7 protein-coding genes and 1 pseudogene are annotated in these 10,101 nt (G+C 65.8%); 4 read left to right on the top strand and 4 right to left on the bottom strand.

From position 1 onward, the window contains the following. The coding region (locus IV113_RS25005) for a SulP family inorganic anion transporter (RefSeq protein WP_291090985.1) at positions 1 to 1,556 on the bottom strand (1,556 nt) is incomplete at its 3' end. A 100-nt stretch (positions 1,557 to 1,656) separates the two neighbouring features. Here IV113_RS25005 and bamE point away from each other — a divergent pair. Then, complete coding sequence (gene bamE / locus IV113_RS25000; RefSeq protein ID WP_291090983.1) at positions 1,657 to 2,175, top strand: outer membrane protein assembly factor BamE; 519 nt, start codon at positions 1,657 to 1,659, stop codon at positions 2,173 to 2,175. An 85-nt stretch (positions 2,176 to 2,260) separates the two neighbouring features. On the opposite strand, the gene metG is transcribed toward bamE, so the two are convergent. Then, complete coding sequence (gene metG, locus IV113_RS24995; RefSeq protein WP_291090981.1) at positions 2,261 to 4,315, bottom strand: methionine--tRNA ligase; 2,055 nt, start codon at positions 4,313 to 4,315, stop codon at positions 2,261 to 2,263. A 156-nt stretch (positions 4,316 to 4,471) separates the two neighbouring features. Between metG and apbC the strand changes: the two genes are divergently transcribed. Both apbC and IV113_RS24985 read left to right on the top strand, forming a co-directional pair. Beyond that, positions 4,472 to 5,563: an iron-sulfur cluster carrier protein ApbC gene (gene apbC, locus IV113_RS24990; protein ID WP_291090979.1), complete on the top strand. Its 1,092-nt coding sequence runs from the start codon at positions 4,472 to 4,474 to the stop codon at positions 5,561 to 5,563. 144 nt (positions 5,564 to 5,707) lie between these two features. Beyond that, positions 5,708 to 6,559 (top strand): GNAT family N-acetyltransferase, encoded by an 852-nt coding sequence (locus IV113_RS24985; RefSeq protein ID WP_291090977.1) that lies wholly within the window; start codon positions 5,708 to 5,710, stop codon positions 6,557 to 6,559. Positions 6,560 to 6,574: 15 nt separating this feature from the next. On the opposite strand, the gene IV113_RS24980 is transcribed toward IV113_RS24985, so the two are convergent. Both IV113_RS24980 and IV113_RS24975 read right to left on the bottom strand, forming a co-directional pair. Next, positions 6,575 to 8,137, bottom strand: a complete 1,563-nt coding sequence (locus IV113_RS24980) for a benzoate-CoA ligase family protein (RefSeq protein WP_291090975.1) — start codon at positions 8,135 to 8,137, stop codon at positions 6,575 to 6,577. 29 nt (positions 8,138 to 8,166) lie between these two features. Continuing rightward, positions 8,167 to 9,744, bottom strand: a complete 1,578-nt coding sequence (locus IV113_RS24975) for a 3,4-dehydroadipyl-CoA semialdehyde dehydrogenase (protein ID WP_291090973.1) — start codon at positions 9,742 to 9,744, stop codon at positions 8,167 to 8,169. A 199-nt stretch (positions 9,745 to 9,943) separates the two neighbouring features. Between IV113_RS24975 and IV113_RS24970 the strand changes: the two are divergent. Beyond that, positions 9,944 to 10,101: pseudogene (locus IV113_RS24970) on the top strand (transcriptional regulator); the annotation flags it as partial.

The following is a 10,101-nucleotide window of genomic DNA, read 5'->3' as shown; positions in this document are numbered from 1 at the left end:
CCGCCGCGCTTGTGCACCGCCTTGTGCAGTTGCTCCAGCGCGTCCAGCCCGGTGGTGTCCAGCGAGATCATGTGGCTGGCGTCCAGCATCACGTTGACGGGCGTGGGTGATCGCTCCACCTCGGCCACGATGGGGTCGATCTTGGCCACGGCGCCAAAAAACAGCGAACCGTAGAGCTTGTAGGTGGCCTGCTGCTCGGTGCGCGCCACCGGTTCGGCGCGGAAAATCTCGCTCTGGCGGCGCACGAACAGCACCACCGCGAGCACCAGCCCGAGCTCGACCGCCACCGTGAGGTCAAAGACGATGGTGACGAAGAAGGTGGAGAGCATCATCAACCGGTAGTGGTTGCTGAAGTGCTTGAGCCGCGCGAACTCGCGCCATTCGCCCATGTTCCAGGCCACGAACAGCAGCACGCCGGCCAGCACGGACAACGGGATGTGATACGCCAGCGGCGCGGCCAGCAGCACCACCGCGGCCAGCGCGATGGCATGCACCATGCCCGCCACCGGCGAGGCGGCGCCCGACCGGATGTTGGTCACCGTGCGCGCGATCGTGCCGGTGGCCGGCATGCCGCCGAAGAAGGGCACCACCGTGTTGGCAATGCCCTGGGCCATGAGTTCCTGATTGGGATCGTGCTTGGGTGCGTCGCCCAGTTGATCGGCCACGCGTGCGCACAACAGCGATTCGATGGCGCCCAACAGCGCGATGGTGAGCGTGGGCGTCACCAGCAGGCGCACGGTTTCCCAGGAAAAGTCGGGCAACTCGAAGGTGGGCACACTCTGCGGGATGCCGCCGAACCGGGTGCCGATCGTCTCCACCGGCAGGCTCAGCAGCCAGGCCAGCAGGGAAAGCGTGACCAGTGCCACCACCGGGCCGGGGATGCGGGACGTGGCCTTGAGCGCACTCACCGTTTCGATGGATTCGAGCTGGCGGCGGAACTGCGAATCCACCGCCCACAACCGCGGCCACACCACCAGACCCAGCACGCACAGGCCACCGAGCCCGAGTGCGAAGGGATTGACGCTCTGGATGTGGCTGGTGATCGCGCCGATCTGGCCGAAGAAGCTCGCCGGCATCTTCTCGATGTCCAGCCCCAGCAGATCGCGCACCTGAGACATGGCGATGAGCACTGCGATGCCGTTGGTGAAGCCGATCACCACCGTCACCGGCACATAGCGCACCAGCGTGCCCAGGCGGAACAGGCCCATGAGGAAGAGCAGCACGCCGGCGCTCGCGGTGGAGATCAGGAGGTTGGCCACTCCGTAGCGTTCGACGATGCCGTAGACGATGACGATGAAGGCCCCGGCCGGGCCACCAATCTGCATCGACGTGCCGCCCAGGGCCGAGATCAGGAAGCCCGCGATGATGGCCGTCCACAACCCGGCGTCGGGCTTGAGGCCGCTGGCAATCGCAAAGGCCATGGCCAGCGGCAGCGCCACGATGCCGACGGTGGCGCCGGCTCCCACGTCACGCGCCAGCTTGTCCCGGTTGTAGCCCTTGAGGTCTTGAATCAGCCGAGGACGAAACGGGGCGAGGGGCGGCAATCCTTGAAGCATGAGCAATGTTACCTTTGGCAACGGTTCGCGGAACGGACAGTCCGGGCCTCAAACACTGCGGGTTTACACTGAATTTTTCACCCTTGTAAAGGTTGTCCGCATGCGTGGTTTGACCGATGTCGTTCGTCAAGGATCCTTGTGCACCCTGCTGGCCTTGGCATCGCTGCTGGCGGCATGCGACGTGAAGAACATCAGTGAGCTTGAAGAAGGTGTGTCCACCGAAGCCGATGTGCGGGAGCGCTTTGGCACACCCGAGGCGGTGTGGGAAGGCGAAGACGGCGCGCAGATCTACGAATACAACCGCCAGCCCGCCGGCCACGTGAACTACATGATCACCATCGGCCCCGACGGCCGCATGGCCGCGCTGCGCCAGGTGCTCACCGAACGCAACTTCGCGCAAGTGAAACCCGGCATGGCGATGGAAGACGTGCGCCGCATGCTGGGCAAACCGATGAAGATCACCACCTATGCGCTCAAACGCGAGACGCATTACGACTGGCGTTACCTGCAGGGCCCCAACCAGAGCGACTCCAAGGTGTTCACGGTGGTCTTCGACCCGGACTTGCGCGTCATCAACACGATGTCGGGGCCTGATCCGGACCTGGAGCGCAACCGATAGCCGATCCGCCGCCGGGCCGCCCCAAGGCGGATCAGCCCACGTGGGGGGCAGCGGACCTCGCGCAGCGGGGGAGCGTGGGGGCCACTTACTTGACGCGCATGCCGGGCTTCGCGCCCGGCCACGGGTTGAGGATGTGGATGCCCGGCTCGGCGGATTCGTCGGCGTGGCTGGCGGCCAGCACCATGCCCTCGCTCACGCCAAACTTCATCTTGCGCGGCGCCAGGTTGGCCACCATCACCGTGAGCTTGCCCACCAGATCTTCGGGTGCGTAGGCGCTGGCGATGCCGCTGAACACGTTGCGGGTGTTCCCCTCGCCCACGTCCAGCGTCAGGCGCAGCAACTTGGTCGACCCTGCCACCGCTTCGCAGTTGACGATCTGCGCAATGCGCAGGTCGATCTTGCTGAAGTCGTCGATGGTGATGGTGTCGGCGATCGGCTCGCCACCGGGCACGGTTGCCTCCACCGCTGGGGCGGGGGGCGGTTCGAACAGTGCGTCGAGCTGCTTCACGTCCACGCGCTGCATGAGGTGCTGGTAGGCGTTGATGGTGTGCCCGGCGCCCAGCAGGCGGCTCGCATCGGTGAACCGCAACGGCTCGACCTGAAGGAAGGCCTCCACGTTCGTTGCGAGCGCAGGCAGCACTGGTTTCAGGTAGAGCGTGAGAAGGCGGAAGGCTTCGATGCAGGCGGTGCACACGTCGTGCAGGCGCCCGTCCATGCCTTCCTGTTTGGCGAGCTCCCATGGCTTGTTCTGGTCCACGTAGGCGTTCACGCGGTCGGCCAGCTGCATCACCTCGCGCAGCGCCTTGCCGTACTCGCGCTCGGCGTAGAGCGCCGTGATCGAGGGCTCGGCGGTCTGCAGGTGGTCGATCAGGTTGTCGCCGTCAGCCGAGACTTCGCCGAGCTTGCCCTCGAAGCGCTTGGCGATGAAGCCGGCTGCGCGCGAGGCGATGTTGATGTACTTGCCGATCAGGTCGCTGTTGACCCGGGCCATGAAGTCCTCGGCGTTGAAGTCCACGTCTTCGTTGCGGCTGCTGAGCTTGGCCGCCAGGTAGTAGCGCAGCCATTCCGGGTTCATGCCCAGGCTCAGGTACTTGAGCGGGTCCAGGCCGGTGCCACGGCTCTTGCTCATCTTCTCGCCGTTGTTGATGGTGAGGAAGCCGTGCACGAACACCGCATTGGGTACCTTGCGGCCGCTGAACTGCAGCATGGCGGGCCAGAACAGCGTGTGGAAGGTGATGATGTCCTTGCCAATGAAGTGGAACTGCTCGGTGGTCGGGTCGGCCATGAACGCGTCGAAGTCGCCTCCCGTCTTGCCGAACCAGTTCTTCAGCGAGGCGAGGTAACCCACGGGCGCGTCCAGCCACACATAGAAGTACTTGCCCGGTGCGTCCGGGATCTCGATGCCGAAGTAGGGCGCGTCGCGGCTGATGTCCCAGTCGCCCATCTTGGGCTTGCCGTCTTCCCCCGGCTCGATCCACTCGCTGATCTTGTTGAGCACCTCGGGCTGCACCGCGCCGCTTTGTGTCCATTGGTCCAGAAACGCCAGGCAGCGTGGGTCGGAGAGCTTGAAGAAGAAGTGCTCGGACTGCTTGAGCACCGGCTTGGCGCCAGACAGGGCGGAGTAGGGGTTGATCAGATCGGTCGGGCTGTAGACCTTGCTGCAGACCTCGCAGTTGTCGCCGTACTGATCCTTGGCATGGCAGTTCGGGCACTCGCCCTTGATGAAGCGGTCGGGCAGGAACATGTTCTTCTCGGGGTCGAAGAACTGTTCGATGGTGCGCGTCTCGATCAGGCCGTTGGCCTTGAGGTCGCGGTAAATCTGTTGCGCGAGCTCGTGGTTCTCGGGCGCGTCGGTGCTGTGCCAGTTGTCGAAGCCGATGTGAAAGCCATCGAGGTAGGGCTTGCGGCCGGCCGCGATGTCGGCCACGAACTGCTGCGGTGTTTTGCCGGCCTTGTCGGCCGCGATCATGATCGGCGCGCCGTGCGCGTCGTCGGCACAGACGAAGTGCACCTCATGGCCCTGCATGCGCTGGAACCGCACCCAGATGTCGGCCTGGATGTATTCCATGATGTGGCCGATGTGGAAGTGGCCGTTGGCGTAGGGCAGGGCGGTGGTGACGAACAGGCGTCGCTGGCTCATGGGATGGGCTTTCTTCTGGGGAACCGGCGATTTTAGGGCGTTGGCCTGTCTATGTCCTCATGGCGATTGTGTGAATGACCCCGGTCAGGGTGGGGCGTTAGACTTCAGCCCGTTCGCAAGAACCGATACCCCCATCCCCACTGGAGCCAGTTCCCCATGCCCGTTGATTCCCAGGCGCTCCTGACCGCGCTGCAAGCCGTCACCGATCCGAACACCGGACGCGATTTTGTCACCAGCAAGGCGCTGAAAAACCTGCAGACGCAGGACGGCGATGTGTCTTTCGACGTTGAACTGGGTTATCCGGCCAAGAGCCAGATGCCCGGGTTTCGCAAGGCCCTGATCAGCGCGGCGAAGTCGGTGGCGGGCGTGGAGAACGTCTCGGTCAACATGACCATGAAGATCACGGCGCATGCGGTGCAGCGCGGTGTCCAGGTCATGCCCAATGTGAAGAACATCATTGCCGTGGCATCGGGCAAGGGCGGGGTGGGCAAGAGCACCACAGCGGTCAACCTGGCGCTGGCGTTGTCGGCCGAAGGCGCCAAGGTCGGCATTCTGGATGCCGACATCTACGGCCCGAGCCAGCCCATGATGATGGGCGTGGAAGGCCGGCCCGAGAGCGCGGACGGCCAGACCATGGAGCCGTTGGAGAACTACGGCGTGCAGGTGATCTCGATCGGTTTCCTGATCGACCGCGACGAAGCCATGATCTGGCGCGGCCCCATGGCCACGCAGGCGCTGGAGCAACTGCTGCGCCAGACCAACTGGAAAGACCTCGACTATTTGATCGTCGACATGCCCCCGGGCACCGGCGACATCCAGCTCACGCTCTCCCAGCGGGTGCCGCTCACGGGCGCGGTGATCGTGACCACGCCGCAGGACATCGCCCTGCTGGACGCGCGCAAGGGCATCAAGATGTTCGAGAAGGTGGGTGTGCCCATCCTGGGCATCGTGGAAAACATGGCGGTGCACGTGTGCGAGAAGTGCGGCCACGTGGAGCACATCTTCGGTGCCGACGGCGGCAAGAACATGGCGGCCGAGTACGGCATGGACTACCTGGGGGCGCTGCCGCTCAACATGAGCATCCGCGTGCAGGCCGACAGCGGCATGCCCAGCGTGGTGGCCGATCCCGACGGCGAGATCGCCGGCCTGTACAAGTCGGTCGCGCGCCAGCTGGCAATCAAGATCGCGGCCAAGGCCAAGGACTTCTCGAACAAGTTTCCAAGCATCAAGATTTCCAAGGAAACCTGAATCGGCCAGCCGATCGTTTCTCCCACCAGAGCCGGCTCATCGCCGGCTTTTTTTGCGCCTGAACCGCCAACAAAGTACTGCCAATGAAGTATGGCGTGGCCGTTGGGTTTGCGATGTGATGCCATATACCCCCTGGAGCACACCTTGCCATTCGCGTCTTACGAGATTCGCCGCATGACCCGCGGCCACCTGTCCACAGCCATTTGCTGGGCCGCACGCGAAGGCTGGAACCCCGGACTGCACGACCTGGACCCGTTCCACGGCATCGATCCCGAGGGCTTTTTCATGGGCTGGCTCGGTGAACGGCCGGTGGCCTCGATCGCCTGCGTGCGCTACGGCGACAGCCATGGATTCATCGGCTTCTACATGGTGGAGCCGACCCTGCGACGCCATGGGCTGGGTCTGGCCCTCTGGAACGCGGCGCTGGACCGTGTCAAGGGCCGCGTCGTCGGCCTGGACGGCGTGGTGGCGCAGCAGGACAACTACCGTCGCAGCGGTTTTGAGCTGGCTTGGTACAACGTGCGCTACAAGGGGTGGGGCCGCGAGTCGGTTGCGCAGGATCGCCGGGTGGTGTCGATTGCTTCGCTGCCGTTCGAGCGGCTGGCCGCTTACGACCGGCCCTTTCACCCGGTCGCGCGCCCGGTGTTTTTGCAGGCCTGGGTGCAAATGCCGCAGAGCCACGCACTGGGTTGGTGGGAGGGCGGCGAACTGCGGGGCTACGGTGTCATGCGGGCTTGCCAGGAAGGCTACAAGCTCGCACCCCTGTGTGCCGACACCCCGGCCATTGCCGAGGCCTTGTTCGAGGCGCTGTGCGCGCGGGTGCGCAAGGACGAGCCGGTGTTCATGGACGTGCCCGAGTGCAACCTGCTGGCCACCCGGCTGGCCCTGAGTCAGGGCATGGACGCCACGTTTCCCACCGCACGCATGTACCGTGGCCCGGCGCCCCAACTGGCGCTCTCGAGGCTGTACGGGCTGACGACGCTGGAGGTGGGCTGATTCAGGCGCCTGGCATCAGGCGTTGGGCGCCTCGCGTTCGCGCAAGCGGAAGCGCTGGATCTTGCCGGTGGCGGTCTTCGGCAGCTCGGGCAGGAATTCGATGAAGCGGGGGTACTTGTAGGGCGCCAGCTTTTCCTTCACGAAGGCCTGCAGCTCGGCCTCGGTGGCTTGCACACCGCTCTTGAGCACCACGAAAGCCTTGGTTTTTGTCAGACCGTCGGCGTCGGTTTTGCCGATCACGGCGGCCTCCAGCACCGCCGGGTGCTGCACCAGCGTGGCTTCCACCTCGAACGGGCTCACGTAGATGCCGCTGACCTTGAGCATGTCGTCGTTGCGCCCGGCGTAGGTGCAGTAGCCGTCGGCATCGCGCGTGTACTTGTCGCCGGCCTTGGTCCAGCCGCCCTGGAAGGTGTCGCGGCACTTGGCGCGGTTGTTCCAGTACATCAGCGCAGCGCTCGGGCCTTTGATGTACAGATCGCCGATCTCGCCGTCGGGCACGGGCGTGCCGTCTTCGCCGCGCAGCTCGATCTCGTAGCCCGGCACCGGCCTGCCGGTGGTGCCGTAGCGCACGTCGCCGGGGCGGTTGGACAAGAAGATGTGCAGCATCTCGGTGGAGCCGATGCCGTCGATGATCTCCACGCCGAAGTGGTTCGTCCAGCGCTGGCCAATGTCTTGCGGAAGCGCTTCACCAGCCGAGGAGCACAGGCGCAACGCGACCTCGCTTTTTTTCGGCAGGTCGGGGCTGGCGAGCATGCCGCCGTAGCCGGTGGGTGCGCCGTAAAACACCGTGGGCTTCAACTCGGTGAAGCGCTTGAAGCAGGCCTGCGGCGTGGGCCGTTCGGCCATCAGCACCACGCTGGCGCCCACGCTCAGCGGGAAGCTCAGGGCGTTGCCCAGGCCGTAGGCGAAGAACAGTTTGGCGGCGGAAAACACAACGTCGCTTTCCCGCAGTGCGAGCACGCCCTTGCCGTACAGCTCGGCCGTCCAGTACAGGTTGGCCTGGGTGTGCACCGTGCCCTTGGGTGCGCCGGTGGAGCCGCTGGAGTAAAGCCAGAACGCGGGCTCGTCGCCGTGCGTGTCGGCCGCCACGGCGGGCGGGCTGCTGGCCACCAGGGCGCTGAAGCCGTGCGCGCCTGCCGGCAAGGCCTCGCTGGCGCGGGAGACGATCAGGTGTTTCACTTCCGTGGGCTGCGAGGCCAGCGCGGTCTGCAGTGTGGGCAGCAGTGCGGCAGAGACGATGGCAGCCTGCGCGCGGCTGTTGGCCAGCATGTACGCGTAGTCCTGTGCGGTCAGCAGCGTGTTCACCGCCACCGGCACCACACCAGCGTGCAGCGCGCCGAGAAAGGCCACCACCCAGTCGCTGCTGTCGTGCATGAGCAGCAGCACGCGCTCTTCGCGGCGCAGGCCCAGTGTGCTCAGCGCACCGGCAAAACGCCGCACCTGGTCGGCGAGTTCGCTGTAGGTCAGCGTGCCCTGGTCGTCGGTGAGTGCGTTCTTGCTGGAGCGGCCGGTGTTGAGCTCCAGCAGGTGGCGCGCGAAGTTGAAGCGCTCGGGTGGCGGCGCGACGGTGGTGGTCATGGGTTTGTCTCCTCTGCGGGTATCGGGTGTCAGACCTTGAACGGTACGGCAGATGCCGCCAACACGTCCAGCGCGGCGCTGCTGGCCTGCACGGCGCTGCGGCGGTGGTAGAAGCCCAGCGCGCGCAGGCCGCCGAGTTCTTCACCGCCACCGGCGCGGCCGGGGCCACCGTGCAGCGACATCGGCATCACGTTGCCGTGGCCACTCTGGCTGGCCGCCACGTCGGGCGAGATCGCGTGCACACGGCCGTGGGCCGAGCCGAGTTCGAGCGCGGCGCGGGCGATGAAGGCCGGGTCGGCGCTGTAGACCGAGCAGACCAGTGAACCCTCACCGCGGCGGATGAGTTCATGAGCCTGGGTCTCGCTGTCATAGGCCATGAGCGTGGCGACCGGGCCGAACACTTCCACCTCGTGCAGCAGTTTGGCTTTTGCAGGCTCTCGCGAGCCCAGCAGCACGGGCGCAACGCAGGCGGCCACCGATGCGTCGGCGTCCACCAGTGCGGCGCCGTTGCCGTCGAACAGCACCTCGGCCTCAAGGCGCAGCTTGGCGATGCCTTCGAGCACGCTGGCCTTCTGCTCCTGGCTCACCAGCGAGCCCATGCGCACCGTTTCGTTGCGCGGGTTGCCGACGCCGGTCTTGGCGAGCTTGGCGCCGATGGCCTTCGCGGCGGCGTCGTACAGCACGCGCGGCACGAACACGCGGCGAATCGCGGTGCACTTCTGGCCCGCCTTCACCGTCATCTCGCGCACCACCTCGCTCACCAGCAGGTTGAAGGCTTCGCTGTCAGCCGTGGCCGCTGGGTCGAGCAGGGCGCTGTTGAGGCTGTCGGCCTCGATGTTGCAACGCACCGAACGCTCGGCCACGGCCGGGTGGCTGCGGATGATGCGCGCCGTCTCGGCCGAGCCGGTGAACGACACCACGTCGAAGGGCTGCAACTGGTCCATCAGGCCGGCGGACGAGCCGCAGACCACTGAAAGCGCGCCCGGCGGAAGGATGCCGGCGTCGATCACGTCCTTGACCATGCGCTGCGTGAGCCAGGCAGTGGCGGTGGCGGGCTTCACGATCACGGGCACGCCCGAGAGCAGCGCGGGCGCGGCCTTTTCCCACAGACCCCAGCTCGGGAAATTGAAGGCGTTGATGAACAGCGCCACGCCGCGCGTGGGGTTGAGCATGTGCTGGGTCTGGAACACCGGATCCTTGCCCATGCGGATGCGCTCGCCGTCGAGCAGCGCACGTGCAGTGCCCAAAGCCTCGCCCTGCTTGGCGTAGTAACCCAGGGTGAAGATGCCGCCGTCGATGTCGACCGCCGAGTCTTTGGTGGTGGTGCCGCAGTTGGCGGTGGCGATCTCGTAGTAAGCGTCCCGGTTCGCCTGCAGCACTTTCACGATGGCCCCCAGCAAGCCGGCGCGCTCACCGTAGCTCAGGGCACGCAGGGCCGCGCCGCCCTGGTCACGGGCGAAGGCAAAGCCGGTGGAGAGATCGAGCCCGGCGCTGCTCACGCGCGCCAGTTCGGTGCCGAGCACCGGGTCGAACAACGGTGTGCCCGCGCCGGAGCCGGTCACCCATTGGCCGCCGAGGTGGTTGGGGAGCAGGGGGGTGGTTGTCATGGTGCGTGAATTCGGTGGCGAACTGCCAAGGCTGTTCGTGGGTGGAGAATGGCGCTATAAATGCACTATCTTGCGTGCGCCGAGATGTGCATTAAAGTGCATGTCGCGTTGCTTGGCAAGCCCCAGCCAGTTTTTCCCGAACCCGATGACCCTGTTTGAAAGCTCAGGCACACCCATGGATGCAGCCGATTCCGGCGTGATGGCCACCGCCCGACCTGCGGACCTCGCCCCCCTGAACGAGGAAGCGAGAAACCCCTTTCTGGTGGCGCTGGGCGAGCGCGTGCGCACCCTGCGCTCGCGCCGCGGCATGACGCGCAAGGCCGTGGCCGTGGCGGCCGACGTGTCCGAGCGGCACCT

This window comes from Hydrogenophaga sp. (genome assembly GCF_018780385.1).
Taxonomy (GTDB): Bacteria; Pseudomonadota; Gammaproteobacteria; order Burkholderiales; family Burkholderiaceae_C; genus Hydrogenophaga.
Note: the sequence above shows the minus strand (reverse complement) of the source record. Positions and strands in the feature narration are given on the sequence as shown.

Excerpts from the sequence above, each read along its gene's own strand:
- IV113_RS24975 (WP_291090973.1), bottom strand. The coding sequence starts at position 9,744 with ATGACAACCACCCCCCTGCTCCCCAACCACCTCGGCGGCCAATGGGTG.
- bamE (WP_291090983.1), top strand. The coding sequence starts at position 1,657 with ATGCGTGGTTTGACCGATGTCGTTCGTCAAGGATCCTTGTGCACCCTG.
- IV113_RS24980 (WP_291090975.1), bottom strand. The coding sequence starts at position 8,137 with ATGACCACCACCGTCGCGCCGCCACCCGAGCGCTTCAACTTCGCGCGC.
- metG (WP_291090981.1), bottom strand. The coding sequence starts at position 4,315 with ATGAGCCAGCGACGCCTGTTCGTCACCACCGCCCTGCCCTACGCCAAC.
- apbC (WP_291090979.1), top strand. The coding sequence starts at position 4,472 with ATGCCCGTTGATTCCCAGGCGCTCCTGACCGCGCTGCAAGCCGTCACC.